Below are 19,647 nucleotides of genomic sequence, written 5' to 3'. Positions count from 1 at the left end.
CTGGAGCGGGTGAAGGGAATCGAACCCTCGTATGAAGCTTGGGAAGCTGCCGTTCTACCATTGAACTACACCCGCAGCGGGGCGCATTCTATCCCGGAGCGACCAGACTGCCGGGCCTTTGAGAAACAGACGCCCATGCTCGACAAACTGCGCGCCGTCTTCGCGCGCGCCCGTCCCCCCGAAGCGGCAACCGACGAAGATCGCGCGATCGAGCTGATCGAACGAGGCAACGCGCTCGAGCAGCTCGGGCAGCTGAAGCCGGCGCTGGAACAGTACGAAGCGGCACTCGCGCTCGCGGCGCAGCTGCCGCGCGCCCACCTCAATCGCGGCAACGTGCTGCTCGCGCTGGGCGACGCGCCGGGCGCGCTGGCCGCCTACGAAACCGCCCTGGCCCTCGATCCCCGTTACGTCGGCGGGCACTTCAACCGCGGCAACGCCTGCCTCCACCTGGGCCGCCTCGAAGAAGCGCTGGCCGCATACGGCCGCGCCGCCGGCATCGACCCGGCCTTTGCAGACGCCCACGTGGCCACGGGCTACGTGCTCGACGAACTGGGGCGCAGCCGCGAGGCCGCCGACGCCTACCGCAAGGCGCTCGTCCTGCGCCCCGACTACGCGGCCGTGCACAGCAACCTGGGTGCCGCCCTCAAGAACGCAGGGATGTTCGACGAGGCTGTCCACAGCCACCGCCGTGCGGTCGAACTCGACCCGACCCTCGCGCTCGCCCACTACAACCTGGGCAATGCGTTGCGCGACGTCGGCCGATTCGACGAGGCCGAGGCGAGCCTGCGCCAGGCCCTCGCCCTCCAGCCCGACCACCTCGAGGCGCGCTCGAGCCTGCTGTTCTGCCACAACTACCGCAACAAGTACGCGCCCGAGCAGTTGCTCGACGAAGCCCGCGCGTACGGCTCCGTCGTCGCGCGCCAGGCGCGCCGGTACACCGCCTGGCAGGGCACGCCGGATCCCGACCGGTGCCTGCGTGTCGGGCTGGTCTCCGGCGACCTGCGCAAGCACCCGGTCGGCTACTTTCTCGAGAGCGTCGTATCGGCGCTGGCGTCCACGCAGGCCGACCGGATCCAGTTGATCGCCTACGCCACGGCGAAGTGCGACGACAGCGTCGCGCACCACCTGAAGGCGTGCTGCCAGGCCTGGCACGACGTGCACCCATCCACCACCGACGAGCAGTTGGCGGCCCGCATCCATGCCGACCGCGTCGACATCCTGGTCGACCTGTCGGGGCACACCGGCCACAACCGCCTGCCGACGTTCGCGTGGAAACCAAGCCCGGTGCAGGTCAGCTGGCTGGGCTATTTCGCGACCACCGGCGTCGCCGAGATCGATTACCTGGTCGGCGACGCCTGGACGCTGCCCGCGTCGGAGGACCGCCACTTCACCGAGACCCTCTGGCGCCTGCCGGAAACCCGGCTTTGCTTCACCGAGCCGCAGCCGAGCCCACCGGTCGGCGACCTGCCTGCCCTGGCCGAAGGCGCGGTCACGTTCGGTTGCTTCAACAACCTGTCGAAGGTGAACGCCGACGTGGTGGCGCTGTGGGCCCGCGTGCTGCAGGCTGTTCCGTCGAGCCGCCTGCTGCTCAAGTCGCCGCAACTGCAGGATGAACAGGTGCGGGCCGGCATCGTCGCCGGCTTCGCGGCGCACCGCATTCCTGCCGAACGCCTGGTGCTCGAAGGCCTGAGTTCGCGGGACGACTACCTGGCCACCTACGGGCGGGTGGATGTCTGCCTGGATCCGTTTCCGTTCACCGGCGGCACGACGACCGCCGAGTCGCTCTGGATGGGCGTCCCGGTGGTGACGCTGGCCGGCGAAAGCTTCTTGTCCCGCCAGGGCGTGGGCCTGTTGATGAACATCGGCCTGGCCGACTGGATCGCGGCCGACGCCAACCGGTACGTGCGGCTCGCTGCAACGCAGGTGCAGGACCTGGCCCGACTGGCGCAGCTGCGCAGCACCTTGCGGCCGCGCATGTCGGCCTCGCCCATCATGGATGCACCGCGCTTCGCCCTCCACTTCGAGGCGGCGCTGCGCGGCATGTGGCGCGCCTGGTGCGAGACCGGCGGCGGGCACAAAGCGAAAGGACTGCAATCTGCGGATGCCCCTGCGGGCGCCACGCCTGGGTAACGGCAAGAATCAGCCGGCCTGATCGCGGCGTCGGGCACAATCCAGGCCCCCTGGAGCCCGACCCGCCATGACCGCCCCCACCGACCCGACCATCCCGCTGCGCGGCATCAAGAGCTTCGTGCTGCGCGCCGGCCGCATGGGCACCGGGCAGATGCGGGCGCTGGAGACGCTCGGGCCGCGCTACGTCATCCCGTACGCGCCGCAGTTGCTCGACCCGCTGGCCGCGTTCGGCCGCCGCAGCGCGCCGCTGGTGCTGGAGATCGGCTTCGGCATGGGCGACGCCACCGCCGCCATCGCGCAATCGCTGCCCGGCACCGACTTCCTCGGCGTCGAGGTGCACACGCCGGGCGTCGGTGCGCTGCTCAAGCACATCGGCGAGAAGCAGATCGGCAACCTGCGCATCGTGCAGCACGACGCGGTCGAGGTGCTGGAGCACATGGTCGCGCCCGACTCTCTCGCCGGCGTGCACGTGTTCTTCCCCGACCCGTGGCACAAGAAGAAGCACAACAAGCGCCGGCTGATCCAGGCGCCCTTCGTCGCGAAGCTCGTCACCCGGCTCGCGCCCGGGGGATACCTGCACTGCGCGACCGACTGGCAGCCGTATGCGGAGCAGATGCTGGAGGTGTTGTCGGCGGAGGCGGGGTTGGTCAATACCGCGCAAGGGTATGCGCCGAAGCCGGATTACCGGCCGCTCACCAAGTTCGAGAACCGCGGCCTCAAGCTCGGCCACGGGGTGTGGGACCTGGTGTTCCGCAAGCGTTGATCAATCGGCCCAGACCACCCAGCCGGTCTGCCAGGTCAGCAGCACCAGCACGCCGAACGCAATGCGGTACCACGCGAAGGGCACGAAGTTGTGGGTCGAGATGTAGCGCAGCAGCCACCGCACGCAGAAGAAGGCCGACACGAAGGCCGCCACCATGCCGACCACCCACATGCCCAGGTCGTCCATCGACAGCAGCGCACGCTCCTTGTACAGCGAGTAGACCGACGCGACGCCCAGCGTCGGGATCGCCAGGTAGAAGGTGAACTCCGTCGCCACCTGGCGCGACAGGCCGAACAGCATGCCGCCGATGATGGTCGCGCCCGAGCGGCTGGTGCCGGGAATCAACGCGAACGCCTGCGCGACGCCCACCTTCAGCGCGTCCAGCGCCGTCATCTCGTCGACCGAGCGGATGCGCACGCTGTGCTGGCGCCGCTCGGCCCACAGGATCACCAGGCCGCCGAGGATGAAGGTGGTCGCCACGGTCGGCGCGTTGAACAGCTGGGCCTTCAGCATCTTGCCGAACACCAGCCCCAGCACCGCCAGCGGCAGGAAGGCGATCGCGATGTTCAGCAGCAGCCGGCGCGCCTTCGGATCGCTGCCGGCCCCGGCCAGCACGCCGCCGATGCGGCCGCGGAATTCCCACACCACGGCCAGGATCGCGCCCGACTGGATCACGATCTCGAACAGCTTGCCGCGCGCGTCGTTGAAGTGCATCAACGAGCCCGCCAGGATCAGGTGCCCCGTGCTGGAGATCGGCAGAAACTCCGTCAAGCCCTCGACGACCCCCATCACCGCCGCCTTCAGCAGCAAAACGACGTCCAGGTTCACGCAATCTCCCAGCAAAAAAGTGCGCCGATGATAGCCGCCGGGCCCTCCCGTCCCGCCCTGCGAACAAGGGGTTACCCGCATCCCTTGACCCTGGCCGCCCCCAGCCCTTACATTACTGACCAGTCAGTCAGTACCGATCCGATGACCGCCCCGCTGCCCTCCCTCCCCTCCCGCCAACGCCGCAAGGAAGCCCGCCCGCAAGAGCTGCTGGACGCGGCGCTGGCGCTGTTTGCCGAAAAGGGGTTCGCCGCGACCCGCTCCGAAGAGGTGGCCGCGGCGGCCGGGGTGTCCAAGGGCACGCTGTATCTCTATTACCCGAGCAAGGAAGAGCTGCTGAAGGCGGTGATCCGCGACCGCGTCTCGTCCGAGATCCAGAGTGGCGTCGACGAGGTGCGCCAGTTCACCGGCACCGCGGCGCAGGTGCTGCGCGAGGTGCTGCCGGCCTGGTGGATGCGCATCTTCCACAGCCCCGGCTCGGCGGTCTTCAAGCTGATCCTCACCGAGGTGCGCAACTTCCCGGAAATCGCCGAGTTCTACCGCGAGCAGGTGGTCGAGCCCGGCTCGCAGCTGGTCGCCGCCGTCGTGCAGCGCGGCATCGACGCCGGCGAGTTCCGCCCGGTCGACGTGGAGTTCGCGGTGCACTCGCTGATCCTGCCGATGGTGATGCTGTGCATGCACAAGCACTCGCTGGGGGCGTGCTCGCCGGTGCCGTCGCTGATGGAGCCACACGATTTCGTCTACGCGCACATGGACCTCGTCACGCGCGGGCTGGAGATTCCCGGGAAAGCGGACGCCGCATGAAGCGCTGGCTGCGCTGGACCGTGCCGGTCGTCGTCGTCGCGCTGGTCGGCGGCTTCGTGGCGCGCGCACTGAGCGCGCGCAAGCAGGAGCAGGCGGCCCTCGGCGCCGCGGCGTCCAAGGCGCCGCCGGCGCTCGAACTCGCCGACGGCGACCTGGTCGTGCTGCACCCGCAGCCGTTCGCGCGCACGCTGGCGGTGTCGGGCGGGCTGAAGGCGGTCAACTCCGCGGTCGTGAAGGCCAAGGTGGCGGCCGAGGTCAAGTCGCTGACGGTGCGCGAAGGCGACCCGGTCAAGGCCGGCCAGGTGATCGGCCAGCTCGACACCACCGAGGTCGACTGGCGGCTGCGCCAGGCCGAGCAGAACGCCGCCTCGGCGCGCGGCCAGCTCGACATCGCCCGGCGCACGCTGGAGAACAACAAGGCGCTGGTCGCGCAGGGCTTCATCTCGGCCACCGGCCTGGAGACCTCGGTTTCGAACGAGGCCACCGCGCAGGCCAACTACGGCGCCGCCGCGGCCGCCGTCGAGCTGGCCCGCAAGTCGCGCGCCGATGCGCAGCTGGTGGCGCCGATCGGCGGCATCGTGTCGCTGCGCGCCGCGCAGCCGGGCGAGCGCGTCGCGGTCGATGCCAGGCTGGTCGAGGTGGTCGACCTGTCGCGCATCGAGCTCGAAGCCGCCGTCGCGCCGGAAGACGTCGGCGCGGTGCAGGTCGGCCAGTTCGCGACGCTGCAGGTCGACGGCCTGGCCGCGCCGGCCAGCGCGCGCGTCGCGCGCATCAGCCCCAGCACCCAGGCCGGCACGCGCGCGGTGATGGTCTACCTCGAGCTGCAGCCGCAGCCCGGGCTGCGCCAGGGCCTGTTCGCGCGCGGCGCGATCGAGCTGGAGCGCAAGACCGCGCTGGCCGTGCCCGCCAACGCGGTGCGCGTCGACCAGGCGCGGCCCTACGTGCTGGCCGTGGTCGACGGCAAGGTGGTGCAGCGCGGCGTCACGCTGGGCGGGCGCAGCGGCCTGGGCGGCGAGCGCGACGGCCTGGTCGAGATCACGGCCGGCGTCGCCGACGGCAGCACGGTGCTGCGCGGCAGCGTCGGCCCCGTGCGCGAAGGCACGGCCGTGCGCATCACCGGCGCGGCCTCGCCCACGTCCGCGCCCGCAGCCGCGCGCTGAAGGCCCGGCCCCATGTGGTTCACCCGCGTCTCGATCGGCAACCCGGTGATGGCCACGATGGTCATGCTGGCCTTCGTCGTGCTCGGGCTGTTCAGCTACCAGCGGCTGTCGGTCGACCAGTTCCCGAACATCGACTTCCCGACCGTGGTCGTGCAGATGGACTACCCGGGCGCGTCGCCCGAGATCGTCGAGAGCGAGGTCACGAAGAAGATCGAGGAGGCGGTGAACACCGTCGCCGGCATCAACTCGCTGTACTCGCGCTCGTACGAAGGCACGGCGGTGGTGATCGTCGAGTTCAACCTCGACGTCGACGGGCGCAAGGCGGCCGACGACGTGCGCGAGAAGGTGGCGCTCATCCGGCCCAACCTGCGCGACGAGGTCAAGGAGCCGCGCATCTCGCGCTTCGACCCGGCCAGCCAACCGATCTTCAACGTGGCCGTGCTGTCGCCCGACGGCAGGCGCTCGCCGCAGGAACTGACCACCTGGGCCACCCAGGTGCTGCAGAAGCGGCTCGAGAACGTGCGCGGCGTCGGCGCCGTCAGCGTGGTCGGCGGCATCGAGCGCGAGATCAACCTCTACGTGCGCCCGGCCGCGCTCGACGCGCTGGGCCTGGGCGTCGACCAGGTGGTGGCCGCGGTGCGCAGCGAGAACCAGGAACTGCCGATGGGCGCGATCAAGTCGCGCGAGCAGGAACGCGTGGTGCAGATCAACGCGCGGCTGAAGCGGCCGGAGGATTTCCGCGAGATCATCGTCGCGCGCCGCGGCGCGAACGGTGGATCGGCCGTGAAACTGTGGCAGGTGGCCGACGTCGTCGACGGCCCGCAGGAGGTCGAGAGCCTCGCGCTCTACAACGGCCAGCGCACGGTGCTGCTGTCGGTGCAGAAGTCGCAGGGCGAGAACACGATCGAGGTGGTCGACGGTCTCGTCAAGGCGCTGGCCGAGGCCGCCGCCGTCACGCCGCCGGGCGTCAAGGTGGAGGTCAACCGCGACAGCTCGCGCTCGATCCGCGTCTCGGTGGCCAACGTCAAGCGCACGCTGTTCGAGGGCGCGGCACTCACCGTGCTGATCGTCTTCCTGTTCCTCAACTCGTGGCGCTCCACCGTCATCACCGGGCTCACGCTGCCGATCGCGCTGATCGGCACCTTCCTGTTCATGTACGTCTTCGGCTTCACGATCAACACCATCACGATGATGGCGCTGAGCCTGTGCGTGGGCCTGCTGATCGACGACGCGATCGTGGTGCGCGAAAACATCGTGCGCCACGTGCAGATGGGCAAGAGCGCGCACCAGGCGGCGCTGGACGGCACCAGCGAGATCGGGCTGGCGGTGCTGGCCACCACGCTGTCCATCGTCGCGGTGTTCCTGCCGATCGGCTTCATGGGCGGCATCGTCGGCAAGTTCTTCCACGAGTTCGGGCTCACCATCGTGGCCGCGGTGCTGATCTCGATGTTCGTCAGCTTCACGCTGGACCCGATGCTGTCCAGCGTCTGGCACGATCCCCAGGCCCATGGCGTGCATCAAGGACCGCCGGTGACGCTCTACGACAAGACCATCGGCCGCGTCACCGGCTGGTTCGACCGCGTCACGCAGCGGCTGTCCGACGCCTACCAGCACATCCTCGCGTGGGCGCTGGTGCACAAGCTGGCAACGCTGGGCGTCGCGCTGGCCACCTTCGTCGGCAGCTTCTTCCTGATCCCGGTGCTGGGCGCCGAGTTCGTGCCGAAGGCCGACTTCTCCGAGACCCAGGTCAACTTCTACACGCCGGTCGGCTCGTCGCTCGAGGTGACCGAGATGCGCGCCCGGCAGATCGACACCGTGCTGCGCGAGATGCCCGAGGTGAAGTACACCGTCACCACCATCAACAGCGGCGTCGCGCAGGGCAAGATCTACGGCGCCACCTACGTGCGCCTGCTCGACCGCAAGGACCGCACGCGCAGCGTCAACGAGCTCAGCGTGCCGCTGCGCGAGCGGCTGTCGCGCATCCCCGGCATCACCGTCACCAACATCGGCCAGACCGACCTGGGCGGCGGCAAGAGCCTGCAGTTCTCGATCCAGGGGCCCGGCCTCGACGAGCTGGCGCGGCTGTCGGCGCAGATCGCGACGCGGCTGCGCGCCATCCCCGGCCTGGTCGACCTGGACAGCACGCTGAAGCCCGACAAGCCCACCGTCGCGATCGACGTGAAGCGCGACGCCGCGTCGGATGCCGGCCTGAACGTCAACGCCCTCGCCACCAGCTTGCGCACGCTGGTGGCCGGCACCACGGTGGGCAACTGGCGCGCACCGGACGGCGAGAACTACGACGTCAACGTGCGGCTGCGCCCGGACAGCCGCAACACGCTGGAAGACCTGCAGCGCCTGCCGATCAACGTGGCGCCCGCGGCCGACGGCTCGGCCCGCTCGGTGCGGCTGTCGCAGGTGGCCGACGTGTCGCCGTCGACCGGGCCGAACCAGATCAACCGGCGCGACCTGAACCGCGAGATCAACATCGACGCCAACGCCTTCGGCCGCAGCTCGGGCGACGTGTCGGCCGACATCCGCCGCGTGCTGGACGGCATCGCCTGGCCGCCCGGCTACCGCTACGTGTTCGGCGGTTCGACCAAGAACATGAACGAGTCCTTCGCGTACGCCGTCGGCGCGCTGGCGCTGGCAGTCGTCTTCATCTACATGATCCTGGCCAGCCAGTTCCGCAGCTTCCTGCAACCGCTGGCGCTGATGAGCTCGCTGCCGCTGACGCTGATCGGCGTGGTGCTGGCGCTGCTGGTCTTCCGCTCGACGCTGAACATGTTCAGCATCATCGGCATCGTGATGCTGATGGGGCTGGTGACGAAGAACGCCATCCTGCTGGTGGATTTCGCGATCCGCTCGCGCGCCGGCGAGCACCGCGGCGAGCACGGGCTGGACCATGACGAAGCACCGATGACCCGGGAGCAGGCGCTGCTGCACGCCGCCCAGGTGCGGCTGCGCCCGATCCTGATGACGACGCTGGCGATGATCTTCGGCATGGTGCCGCTCGCCTTCGCGCTGTCCGAGGGCTCGGAGCAGCGCGCGCCGATGGGCCAGGCAGTGATCGGCGGCGTGATCACCTCGTCGCTGCTGACGCTGGTGGTGGTGCCTGTCATTTATTGCTACCTGGATGACCTCGCCGACTGGGCGCGGCGCAAGTGGGCTCCCCATAAAATGCCGGGTTTGCCCCAACCCGTGTCTTCGCCCCAAGGAACGCCGCCATGACCGTCGAACAAGCCCGCTTCAACATGATCGAGCAGCAGATCCGCCCCTGGGACGTGCTGGACCCCGGCGTGCTGAGCCTGCTGGGTGTCATCAAGCGCGAGGATTTCGTGCCGGCCGCCTCGCGTGCGCTGGCCTTCTTCGACACCGAGGTGCCGCTGCCCGGCGGCCAGCACATGCTGGCGCCGCGCGTCGAGGCCCGGCTGCTGCAGGAACTGGCGGTGCGCCGCCACGAGCGCGTGCTCGAGATCGGCGCCGGCTGCGGCTACATGGCCGCGCTGCTGGCGCACAAGGCGCGCCAGGTGGTGACGCTGGAGATCGTGCCCGAGCTGGCCCGGCTGGCCGCCGACAACCTGCGCCGCGCCGCGGTGTCCAACGTCAGCGTGGTCGAGGGCGACGGCTCGAAGCGCCTGCCGACCGCCGGTCCGTTCGACGTGATCGTGCTGTCGGGCTCGGTCGCCGCGATCCCGGCCGCGCTGCTGGCCGAGCTGAAGGTCGGCGGCCGGCTGGTCGCGATCGTCGGGCAGGACCCGGTGATGCGCGCGACGCTGGTGACGCGCGTCGGCGAGAACGACACCCGCAGCGTCGAGCTGTTCGACACCGTGGCCCCGCGCCTGCTCGGCTTCGACGAGCCGACGCGCTTCCACTTCTGAACACCGGGGAACAGCCGATGGAACAGGTTCGCGTGACCGACGTGGCGGCACTGATCGAGAGCTTCGGGCCCGACAGCCGGCCGGTGCTGCTGGACGTGCGCGAACCCTGGGAGGTGCAGGCCGCGGCGCTCACGGTGCCCGGTGCGCGCACCGTCTGCATCCCGATGCGCGAGGTTCCGCAGCGCCTGGCCGAGCTCGATCCGGCGCAGCCTGTCCTGGGTTTGTGTCATCACGGCATGCGAAGCCTGCAGGTCGTCGCATTCCTGGAGCGCGCGGGCCATGCCCGCGTGTACAACGTCGCCGGCGGCATCGATGCCTGGGCCCGCGAGGTCGACGCATCCGTTCCCCTGTATTGATCGATCCACCGATCGCTGTTCACCCATCCCCAAGGAAGCCCCCATGTCCGCTGTGTTCCCGACCCGCCTGCCCAAGCTCGGCCGCCTGGTGCTGGCCTGTGCCGCCGCCCTCGGTGCCGCGCCCTTCGCACACGCGCAGAGCCTGGCCGAGCTCTACGACACGGCGCGCGGCTACGACGCGAGCTACCTGGCGGCCAGGGCACTGGCCGAGTCGGCGCAGTACAAGGCCGAGCAGGCGCATGCGCTGCGCCGGCCGCAGGTCGGGGCCCAGTTGCAGGCCGAGCGCAGCGACAGCGAGACACCGCTCAGCGAAGCGACCAGCCGCTCGACCACGGCCGGCCTGAGCGCATCGCAGACGCTGTTCAACCGGGCCAACGACAAGACCATCAGCCAGGCCGACCTGGGCGTCGACATCTCGCGCGCCGACCTGGAAACCGCCGAACAGGACCTGATCGTGCGCGTCGCACAGGCCTACTTCGACGTGCTGGCCGCGCAGGATGCGCTGGGCACAGCGCAAGCCAACAAGAGCGCGATCGCCGAGCAGCTGGCCTCGGCCAAGCGCAACTTCGAGGTGGGCACCGCCACCATCACCGACACGCGAGAAGCGCAGGCGCGCTTCGACCTGGCCACGGCCCAGGAGATCGCGGCCGACAACGACCTGCGCACCAAGCGCATCGCGCTCGACCAATTGGTGGGCCGCGACGGTGTCGCGCCGAAGCCGCTGGCCACGCCGGTGGCGCTGCCGGCGGTCTCGCCGAACAACGTCGAGGCCTGGGTGTCGCAGACCGACACCTCGCCGACGGTGCGCAAGGCACAGCTGGGCTACGACATCGCCAAGCTCGAGACCGAGAAGGCACGCGCCGGGCACCTGCCGACCGTCGGCCTGACCGGCAGCTATGGCCGCGGCCACACCTCGATCAGCAAGCCGGTGGACACCTCGGGCCGGGTGACCAGCTCCGACGTCGCGCTGACGATGACGGTGCCGCTGTTCGCCGGGTTCTCGATCCAGAACCGCGTCAAGGAAACGCTGCAGCTCGAAGAGCAGAACCGCAACCTGCTCGACGCGGCCCGCCGCGGCACCGCGCAGGCGACGCGCCAGGTGTTCTTCGGTGTGCAGTCGGGCCAGGCCCAGGTGGTGGCGCTGGAGGCGGCCGAGTCGTCGAGCCAGCTGGCGCTGGAGGCCACGCAGCTGGGCTACAAGGTCGGCGTGCGCGTGAACCTGGACGTGCTGAATGCGCAGACCCAGCTGTTCAACGCCAAGCGCGACCTGGCGAAGGCGCGCTACGACGTGCTGGTGAACAACCTGAAGCTGCGGCAGGCGGCCGGGCAGTTGAAGGCGGACGACCTGCGTGCGATCAATGCCTTGATCGCACCCTGATCACCGCTCGGGCGCCGGGACCGGCGCCCCGTCCGGCCCTTCGTGCCGCACGATCGTGTGCATGACCCGTTGCGGGAACGGGATCTGCACGTCCTCGGCGCTCAGCACGTCGAGCACCGCCAGGTGGACGTTCGACTTCACCTCGCCCTGCCCGTTCTCCGGGTCGCGGATCCAGAAGTTGATCGTCAGGTCCATCCCGTCGGCCGCGAAGTTCGACAGCTGCACGCCCGGTCCCGGATCGCCGATCACGCGCGGCACCTGCAGGATGGCCTCGACCAGCTTGGGCTGCAGCGCCCGCACGTCGGTGCCGTAGGCCACCTGCACCGCCGTCTGGATCAGCACCCGCGGGTCGGCCAGCGACAGGTTCTCGACCCGCTGCGTGATCAGCATCTCGTTCGGCACCACCGCCTCGCGCCCGCCCAGCGAGCGGATCACCGTGTAGCGGGTGCGGATGTCGGTCACCCGGCCCTCGAAGTTGTCGACCTTCACCATGTCGCCGATGCGCAGCGAGCGCTCGGCCAGGATCACGAAGCCGCTGATGTAGTTGGCCGCGATCTTCTGCAGGCCGAAGCCGAGGCCGACGCCGATCGCGCCGCCCAGCACGCTCAGCGCCGTCAGGTTGATGCCCACCGCCGACATCGCGAACAGCAGGCCGAGGAACAGCAGCAGCGCGCGCACGATGTTCGACACCATCTTGCGCATCGACAGGTCGTCGCCGGTGCCGTGGATGATCTTGCGCTCGATCGCCGACGACAGCCACAAGGCCAGCACCATCACGACGCCGGCCGTCAACGCGCCTTCGATCATCGTGCGCAGCGACACCATGTTGCCGGCGATCTGCCAGCGCACGCTGTCGAGCTCTTCCATCACCGCCGGCATCACGCCGGTGATCCACAGCACGACCGCGATCCAGGCCAGCCACGAGATCGTGCGTTCGATCGCGCGCATCCACGCCGAGTTCGGGAAGGCCGCCGACAGCACCCGCACCGCCAGCCGGATCAACGCCAGCGACAGCAGGATCGGGATCGCGACGCGGAACACCGCGACCTTCACGACGCCCATCAGGAAGTGCCGCGCCACCACGGCCAGCACCAGCGCGACCAGCGGGAACAGCACGCCGTCGACCACGTTGCGGCCGAACACCACCGCGCCGTCGATCTTCAGCACCCGGCGCAACAGCATGCACACGAGCCACGAGACCCCCAGGCAGCCGAGCAGCACGACCGCCTCGGTGAGCGCGCTGGTGGTGGCCAGGTCGTGCAGCAGTTGGTCGAAGTCTTGGACGCCCAGGGACGATTCCATCGCAGGATTCTCTTTCTCGGTTCGGGACGGGCCGCGCGGCGGCAGGGGGATCAGAGGTCGGCCAGCACCCGCAGGTGGGCCGCGACGCTGCGCGCCAGCGCGCCCAGCGCATAGCCGCCTTCGAGGCAGGACACGATGCGCCCGCCGGCATGGCGCTCGGCCAGGGCCTTGATGCGGCGCGTGATCCACTCGTAGTCGGCCTCGACCAGGCCGAGCTGGCCGAGGTCGTCTTCGCGGTGCGCGTCGAAACCGGCCGAGATGAAGATCATCTGCGGCTTGAATTCCTCGAGGCGCGGCATCCACGCCGCATCGATCAGCTCGCGCACCTCGGCGCCGCGCGTGTACGGCGCGAGCGGCAGGTTCAGCATGTTGTCGCCCTTGGGCACACCGCCGCTGTACGGGTAGAGCGGGTGCTGGAAGAAGCTGACCATCAGGATGCGCTCGTCGCCGGCCACGATGTCTTCGGTGCCGTTGCCGTGGTGCACGTCGAAATCGACGATGGCCACGCGATCGAGGCCGCGCACGTCGAGCGCATGGCGCGCCGCGATCGCGACGTTGTTGAAGAAGCAGAAGCCCATGGTCTCGCCGCGCGTCGCATGGTGGCCGGGCGGGCGCACGGCGCAGAAGGCGTTCGCGATCTGGCCGTCGAGCACGGCGTCGGTGGCGGCCACCGCGGCGCCGGCGGCACGCTGCACCGCGCGCCAGGTGCCGGGGCTGGCGATGGTGTCGGGGTCGAGCGCGCGGCTGTGGCCGGTGGCAGCCACGTCTTCGAGCACCGCCTTCAGCTCGCTGACGTAGAGGCTCTCGTGCGCCAGCGCGACGTCGTGCAGGTCGGCCAGCGGAGCTTCGCGGTGCTCGAGCGCCACGTCCAGCCCGGTGGCGAGAAGGTGGTCGCTGATCGCGTCGAGCCGCTGCGGGCATTCGGGGTGGCCCCGGCCCATGTCGTGCAGGCGGCAATCGGGATGGCTGTAGAGCGCAGTGGGCATCGTCTGTTCACTGTCAGAAAACCGAACGGTTTCGGTTATGGTGCTCGGATGAGCCAGGACCTGCTGAAAGCCCTTCCACAACTGAACCGCCTGATCGACCAGATTAGCACGATCATCGTCGGCAAACGCTCCCAGATCCGCGACTGCGTCGCCTGCCTGCTGGCCGGCGGCCACCTGCTGATCGAAGACGTGCCCGGCGTCGGCAAGACCACCCTGGCGCATGCCCTCGCGGTATCGCTGGGCCTCAAGTTCTCGCGCAGCCAGTTCACCGCCGACCTGCTGCCGTCCGACCTGATCGGCGTCAGCATCTACGAGCGCAGCAAGGAAGCCTTCGTGTTCCACCCCGGGCCCGTGTTCGCGCAGGTGCTGCTGGCCGACGAGATCAACCGCGCCGGCCCGAAGACGCAGAGCGCGCTGCTGGAAGCGATGGAAGAGCACCAGGTCAGCATCGAGGGCGAGACGCGCGCGCTGCCGTCGCCGTTCTTCGTGATCGCGACGCAGAACCCGACCGACCAGCTCGGCACCTACCCGCTGCCCGAATCGCAGCTCGACCGCTTCCTGATGTGCATCACGCTCGGCTACCCCGACCACGCGAGCGAGCGCGCGCTGCTGGCCGGCATCGACCGGCGCGAGGCGATCGGCGCGCTGCACGCGGTGATGTCGCCCGAGGAGCTGCTGGCGGTGCAGCAGGACGTGCTGCGCGTGCACGCCTCCGAGGCGCTGCTCGACTACCTGCAGGCGCTGATCGCCGCGACGCGCAGCGGCGCCTGGTTCGTCGACGGGCTGAGCCCGCGCGCCGGCATCGCGGTGCTGCGGGCCGCGAAGGCGCATGCGCTGCTCGATTCGCGCGACTACGTGGCACCCGACGACGTGCAGGCGATCCTGGCGCAGTCGATCTCGCACCGGCTGGTGCCGGTGGCGGGGGCCGGCCGCGGCTCCAGGGAGCAGGTGCGCGCGATGATCGAGGCCACGGCCCTCCCCTGACCTGAAATGTCCCCCGCAGAAGCGATCAAGCTGCCGCTGCGCCCGTTCGGCCTCGCCGCCGGTGCGGTGCGCCGGCGCTTTCGCGCCTGGTGGCAGGCCCGGCTGCCGCGCACCGACACGATGCTGCTGACGCAGCGCAACGTCTACATCCTGCCGACGCGCGCCGGGCTGATGTTCGCGCTGACGCTGATGGTGCTGCTGGTGGCGTCCATCAACTACCAGCTGAACCTGGGCTACGTGCTGACCTTCCTGCTGGCCGGCAGCGGCATCGTCTCGATGCACCTGACGCACAACACGCTGCGCGCAATGACGCTGCACCTGCGCCCGCCGGCCGCGGTGTTCGCCGGCGACCCGGTCGGGCTGGCCATCACGCTGACCAGCCCGGCCTCGGCGCGCTTCGGGATCGGGTTGCGCATGGAGGCCGCGCCGGAATCGACCCTCAGCTGGGCCGACGTGCCGGCCGGCGGGCAGGCCCCGGCGCACGTCAGCTTCATGCCGCAGGTCCGCGGCCTGCACGAGGTGCCGGCGATCAGCGTCGAGACGCGCTTCCCGCTCGGGCTGTTCCGCGCCTGGGCGGTGTGGCGGCCGGCGGCGCAGGTGCTGGTCTACCCGCGCCTCGAACGGCCGGCCGCCCCCTTGCCGTCGGCCCATCCGACGCCGGGCGGGCCGGCCACCGGGCGCCGCACCGACGGTGGCGAGCTCGAAGGCGTGCGAGGCTACCGCCGCGGCGATCCGCTGAAGCTGGTGGTCTGGAAGAAAGCCGCGCGCAGCCTGGAGACCGGCGGCGAACTCGTCAGCCGCGACACCAGCGCCACCGTGCAGCAGCAGCTGTGGCTCGACTGGCAGCGCTGCGCCGGCCTGGCGCCGGAAGACCGGCTGTCGCGCCTGGCCGCCTGGGTGCTCGCGGCCGAGCGCGCCGGCGCCGACTACGGCCTGCGCCTGCCCGGCGTGCAGGTCGACCCGGCCCAGGGCGAGCTGCAGCGCCGCCGCTGCCTGGAGGCGATGGCGCTGTGGCAGTGACGCGCACCTCCTTCCGCTGGCCCGGCTGGCACCACCTGCCGCGCGACGCGCGCGACACCTTGTTCCTGCTCGGCGTGATCGGCTGGACGGTGCTGCCGCACCTGCTGCACCTGCCGCCGTGGTGCGCCGCGCTGACCGCCGGCGTGCTGCTGTGGCGCGGCCGGCTGGCGTTGAGCGGCGGCGCGCTGCCCGGCCGCTGGATGCGCATCGCGCTGCTGGCGCTGGCGGTGGCGCTGACGCTGTTCTCGTTCCGCAGCCTGCTCGGCAAGGAACCCGGCATCACGCTGGCCGTCGTGCTGATGGCGATGAAGACGCTGGAGCTGCGCGCCCGCCGCGATGCCTTCGTGGTGTTCTTCCTCGGCTTCTTCCTGGTGCTGACGCACTTCCTGTATTCGCAGTCGCTGCCGGTCGCGGCGGCGATGCTGCTGTCGGTGTGGGGCCTGCTGACGGCGCTGGTGCTGGCCCACATGCCGGTCGGGCAGCCGCAGCTGCGCCAGGCCGCGCGGCTCGCGCTGCGCAGCGCGGTGCTCGGGGCGCCGGTGATGGTGCTGCTGTTCGTGATGTTCCCGCGCATCGGGCCGCTGTGGGGCGTGCCGCAGGACGGCCAGTCGACCACCGGGCTGTCGAACAGCATGCGCATGGGCTCGGTGGCCGAGATCGCGCAGGACGACAGCGTCGCGATGCGCGTGCGCTTCTTCGGCGCGGTGCCTCCGCCCGAGACGATGTACTTCCGCGGGCCGGTGCTGTCGCGCTACGACGGGCGCGAGTGGCGCCCGACCTTCCGCTCAGAGTTCGCGCCGCCGGTGCGCACCGCGCTGCGCGCCACCGGGCCGGCCTACCGCTACGAAGTGACGCTCGAGCCGCTGCGGCTGCCGCTGCTGCCGCTGCTGGAGGCGACCACCGAGGTCGAGCCGATCGAGAACCTGCCGCTGGTGCAGCGCGACGACCTCGGCTGGGGCACGCTGCGCCCGGTCACCGAGCGGCTGCGCTTCAGCGCCACCGCGCAGACGCGCTTCGAGTACGGGCCGCTGCAGCGCAGTGCACAGCTGCGCGAGCTGGTGCAGCTGCCCGAGGGCGACAGCCCGCGCACGCTGGCCTGGGCGGCCGAGCTGCGGCAGCGCCCCGAGCTGGCCGGTGCGGACGCCCGCGCGCTGGCGCAGGCGGTGCTGGCGCACATCGCGCGCGGCGGCTTCAGCTACACGCTGGCGCCCGGTTTCTACGGCGAAGCCGACCCGCGCGCGGCGGTGGACGAGTTCTGGCTCGATCGCAAGGCCGGCTTCTGCGAGCACTACGCCGCCGCCTTCGTGGTCGTGATGCGCGCGCTGAACATCCCGGCCCGCGTCGTCACCGGCTACCAGGGCACCGACCCGGTGCCGGTGGACGGCTTCTACATCGTGCGGCAGAGCTATGCACATGCCTGGGCCGAGTACTGGCAGGCGGGCGTCGGCTGGGTGCGTGCCGACCCGACCGCCGCGGTGGCCCCCGACCGCATCGGCCGCAGCAGCCGGCTGACGCCGGCCCCCGGCTTCGTCGCCGGCGCGATCGGCAATGTCAGCCCGGTCCTGCTGGCGCAGCTGCGCGAGGCCTGGGAGTCGGTCAACAACCGCTGGAACCAGTGGGTGCTGAACTACTCGCGCGGGCAGCAGCTCGACCTGCTGAAGCACCTGGGCTTCGAGTCGCCGAGCTGGGAAGACCTCGCGCTGCTGCTGATCGGCGCGCTCAGCGTGCTGGCGCTGCTGGGCGCCGCCTGGGCCTGGTGGGACCGGCACCGGCAGGACCCGTGGCAGCGCCAGGCGCGCCAGCTGCGCGAGGCGCTGCAGCGGCTGGGCGTGCCGGCGGCCGCGCACGACACGCCGCGCGCACTGGCTGCCGCGGTGCAGGCGCGCTTCGGCGCGCGCGGCGGCACGCTGGCCGGCCTGCTGCACAGGCTGGACGCGCAGCGCTACGGCCGCGGCGCGATCGCCCGGCCGTCGCCGGACTGGCTGCGTGCGGTGYGGTCCGAGGTGCGCACGTTGGCAAAGGCCTGAGCAGGCATCGCACGCGCCGATAATTCGCCGATGCCTGCCGGATTTCGCCGTTCCTCTTGCGCCCCCTGGGTCATTGCGCTGGCCGTTGCGCTGTGCGGCATCGCCGAGACCGGCGCCCGGCCAAAGGCCAAGGCCAAGCATCCGGCAGCGGTGCGCGACGACAACGCGCCCGAGGCGGTGATCTACGGCGGCCGCGAGGACGTGATGCGCTTCGGCGCCGAACTCGCCGAGCGCCAGGGGCTGGATGCGACCTGGGTGCAGGCGCAGCTGGCCGAGGCGCGCTACATCCCCAACGTCGCGAAGTTCATCATGCCGCCGCCCGCCGGCACCGCGAAGAACTGGGCCGCCTACCGGGCCCGCTTCGTCGAGCCGAAGCGCATCCGCGCCGGGCTGGCGTTCTGGCGCGACAACGAGAAGTGGCTCGCGCGCGCCGAAGCGATGTACGGCGTGCCGCCGGAGATCGTGGTCGGCATCGTCGGCGTCGAGACGATCTACGGCCAGCAGATGGGCGGCTTCCGCGTGATCGACGCGCTGGCGACGCTGAGCTTCGACTTTCCCGCGGGGCGGCGCGACCGCAGCGCGTTCTTCCGCGACGAGCTCGAGCAGTTCCTGGTGCTGTGCCACAGCGAGAACGCCGACCCGCTGGCCCTGAAGGGCAGCTATGCCGGTGCGATGGGCATGGGGCAGTTCATGCCGAGCAGCTGGAACCGCTTCGCGGTGGATTTCGACGGCGACGGGCGGGTCGACCTGCATGCGAGCGGCGCCGACGTGGCCGGCAGCGTCGCGCACTTCCTGGCCGAACACGGCTGGCAGCGCGGCATGCCGACGCACTTCGACGTCGCGGCACCGGTGGATGCGGCGGACCGCGCGGCCTTGCTGGTGCCGGACATCCTGCCGAGCTTCACGCCGCAGGAGTTCCTGGCGCATGGCGCCGCGCTGCCGGCACCGGCGCGCGAGTTCGGCGACAAGCTGGCGCTGATCGAGCTGCAGAACGGCGACGCGGCGCCGAGCTACGTGGCGGGAACGCCCAATTTCTACGCGGTGACGCGGTACAACTGGTCGAGCTACTACGCGCTGGCGGTGATCGAGTTGGGGCGGGCGGTCAAGGCGATGAAGTGACGTGGATCCCCGGATTGGCATCCGGGCTACGAGAAAAGGCGCCGGGCGGCCGATGAACCTGCTGCCAGGTCGTGCGTCTCCAGCGCCTGGTACAGCTGCCCCAGCTCGCCGCCGATCGCCGCGAAGCCTTCCGGCCGCAGCAGCTGCCCGTTGTCGTCGACGATCGCCGCGTCCATCCCCAGCGACAACGCCTGCGCGCTCGCCTGCCACGAGATGAAGGGCTCGGCCCGCGCATCGGTCTGCGGCACGTCGAAGCTCAGCGTCACGTCGCGCACCACCGACTTGTTCGGGTCCTCGGCGAACGCCGCCTGCGAATCGAAACTCAGCGTCAGCACCGGCGGTGCGCCGTCTTCGGACGACGGCAGCACCAGCCGCCCCGGCACCACGCCCGGCACGAAGCCATGCCGCGCCGCGTGCTGCTGGATGTAGCCGACGCTCCACGCCGCCGAGCGCGCCTGCAGGTGCACCGCGAGCTGCGCATCGTGCTCGCCGGCGAAGGTGTCGAGTTCGCGTGCCCGTGCCACCACGTCCAGCATGTCCGGGAAGTCGGCCATCGCGCCGATCGATTCGGCAAAGGCCTGCAGCTTCTGCACGAACTCGGAGTACTCGATCTCGTTCAGCGCGCCCATGCGGTTGGCCAGCTGCAACCCGGCCTGGAACTCGCCATAGCGCTGGCCGGCGGTGGGCGGCTCCCACTCGCCGGTCTCGGCATTCAGGCCCTCGATCAGGAACGGCTTGCTGCCGGCGCGGCGCGTGGTCGGCAGGTGCGGCAGCACCGATTCGGCACTCACCGGCGCCTCCAGCGTCAGCGTCGCGATCGCGTCGATCAGCGCGTCGATGCGCGCGCTGGCCCGGCGCAGCGGCGGCGGCTGCAGCGCGCTGCCCAGGTCGGCGGCGGCCGGCCCGGCCTCGCGC

Annotated in this window: 16 protein-coding genes and 1 tRNA gene; 12 read left to right on the top strand and 5 right to left on the bottom strand. The window is 70.6% G+C overall.

Translation table 11 applies throughout. The annotated features are described in order from the left end of the window. Position 1 precedes the first annotated feature (1 nt). Positions 2-75: transfer RNA gene (locus tag AC1DYN_RS20155), tRNA-Gly, on the bottom strand. Between the two features lie 60 nt (positions 76-135). Here AC1DYN_RS20155 and AC1DYN_RS20150 point away from each other — a divergent pair. Together AC1DYN_RS20150 and trmB are read left to right on the top strand one after the other, a co-directional pair. Then, positions 136-2,130, top strand: a complete 1,995-nt coding sequence (locus AC1DYN_RS20150) for an O-linked N-acetylglucosamine transferase, SPINDLY family protein (protein WP_477962814.1) — start codon at positions 136-138, stop codon at positions 2,128-2,130. A 67-nt stretch (positions 2,131-2,197) separates the two neighbouring features. Further along, positions 2,198-2,893: a tRNA (guanosine(46)-N7)-methyltransferase TrmB gene (gene trmB / locus AC1DYN_RS20145; protein ID WP_477962812.1), complete on the top strand. Its 696-nt coding sequence runs from the start codon at positions 2,198-2,200 to the stop codon at positions 2,891-2,893. Here trmB and AC1DYN_RS20140 read toward each other — a convergent pair whose 3' ends face one another. Further along, positions 2,894-3,715 (bottom strand): undecaprenyl-diphosphate phosphatase, encoded by an 822-nt coding sequence (locus AC1DYN_RS20140; RefSeq protein WP_477962846.1) that lies wholly within the window; start codon positions 3,713-3,715, stop codon positions 2,894-2,896. A 147-nt stretch (positions 3,716-3,862) separates the two neighbouring features. Here AC1DYN_RS20140 and AC1DYN_RS20135 point away from each other — a divergent pair, with 147 nt between their 5' ends. Genes AC1DYN_RS20135 through AC1DYN_RS20110 form a run of 6 tightly spaced genes read left to right on the top strand, consistent with a single transcriptional unit; the run spans position 3,863 to position 11,294 of the window. Beyond that, positions 3,863-4,522: a TetR/AcrR family transcriptional regulator gene (locus tag AC1DYN_RS20135; RefSeq protein WP_477962810.1), complete on the top strand. Its 660-nt coding sequence runs from the start codon at positions 3,863-3,865 to the stop codon at positions 4,520-4,522. Then, positions 4,519-5,682 carry an efflux RND transporter periplasmic adaptor subunit gene (locus AC1DYN_RS20130; protein WP_477962808.1) on the top strand — a complete coding sequence of 388 codons (1,164 nt, stop codon included), beginning with the start codon at positions 4,519-4,521 and terminating at the stop codon, positions 5,680-5,682. Before AC1DYN_RS20135 ends, AC1DYN_RS20130 begins: the two co-directional genes overlap by 4 nt. A 12-nt stretch (positions 5,683-5,694) precedes the next feature. Next, positions 5,695-8,910, top strand: a complete 3,216-nt coding sequence (locus AC1DYN_RS20125) for an efflux RND transporter permease subunit (RefSeq protein WP_477962806.1) — start codon at positions 5,695-5,697, stop codon at positions 8,908-8,910. Continuing rightward, positions 8,907-9,560, top strand: a complete 654-nt coding sequence (locus AC1DYN_RS20120) for a protein-L-isoaspartate O-methyltransferase family protein (protein WP_477962804.1) — start codon at positions 8,907-8,909, stop codon at positions 9,558-9,560. The genes AC1DYN_RS20125 and AC1DYN_RS20120 overlap by 4 nt, the downstream gene beginning before the upstream one ends. A gap of 17 nt (positions 9,561-9,577) precedes the next feature. Beyond that, positions 9,578-9,916: a rhodanese-like domain-containing protein gene (locus AC1DYN_RS20115; protein ID WP_477962802.1), complete on the top strand. Its 339-nt coding sequence runs from the start codon at positions 9,578-9,580 to the stop codon at positions 9,914-9,916. A 43-nt stretch (positions 9,917-9,959) separates the two neighbouring features. Next, a complete protein-coding gene (locus AC1DYN_RS20110; protein ID WP_477962800.1) occupies positions 9,960-11,294 on the top strand; it encodes a TolC family outer membrane protein in 1,335 nt (444 codons plus the stop codon). On the opposite strand, the gene AC1DYN_RS20105 is transcribed toward AC1DYN_RS20110, so the two are convergent. Both AC1DYN_RS20105 and AC1DYN_RS20100 read right to left on the bottom strand, forming a co-directional pair. Then, entirely contained in the window at positions 11,295-12,596 is a 1,302-nt protein-coding gene (locus AC1DYN_RS20105) for a mechanosensitive ion channel family protein (protein WP_477962798.1), read from the bottom strand. A gap of 50 nt (positions 12,597-12,646) precedes the next feature. After that, entirely contained in the window at positions 12,647-13,582 is a 936-nt protein-coding gene (locus tag AC1DYN_RS20100; protein ID WP_477962796.1) for a histone deacetylase family protein, read from the bottom strand. A gap of 48 nt (positions 13,583-13,630) precedes the next feature. Between AC1DYN_RS20100 and AC1DYN_RS20095 the strand changes: the two genes are divergently transcribed. The 4 genes from AC1DYN_RS20095 to mltB are packed head-to-tail and all read left to right on the top strand — an operon-like array spanning position 13,631 to position 18,732. Then, a complete protein-coding gene (locus tag AC1DYN_RS20095; protein WP_477962794.1) occupies positions 13,631-14,566 on the top strand; it encodes an AAA family ATPase in 936 nt (311 codons plus the stop codon). Positions 14,567-14,572: 6 nt separating this feature from the next. Further along, the gene (locus AC1DYN_RS20090; RefSeq protein WP_477962792.1) at positions 14,573-15,586 is read left to right on the top strand and encodes a DUF58 domain-containing protein; all 1,014 of its coding nucleotides are present in this window, start codon (positions 14,573-14,575) and stop codon (positions 15,584-15,586) included. Further along, entirely contained in the window at positions 15,583-17,613 is a 2,031-nt protein-coding gene (locus tag AC1DYN_RS20085) for a transglutaminase TgpA family protein (protein WP_477962790.1), read from the top strand. Before AC1DYN_RS20090 ends, AC1DYN_RS20085 begins: the two co-directional genes overlap by 4 nt. A 30-nt stretch (positions 17,614-17,643) precedes the next feature. Continuing rightward, positions 17,644-18,732, top strand: coding sequence for a lytic murein transglycosylase B (mltB, locus tag AC1DYN_RS20080; RefSeq protein WP_477962788.1), 1,089 nt, complete (start codon positions 17,644-17,646; stop codon positions 18,730-18,732). A gap of 26 nt (positions 18,733-18,758) precedes the next feature. Here the strand turns inward: mltB and AC1DYN_RS20075 are convergent. Beyond that, positions 18,759-19,647: cell division protein FtsZ (locus AC1DYN_RS20075; protein WP_477962786.1), on the bottom strand; the 889-nt coding region annotated here is incomplete at its 5' end.

Source organism: Rhizobacter sp. P2_D12, from assembly GCF_056404395.1.
This window is presented reverse-complemented; position numbering and strand designations above follow the sequence as displayed.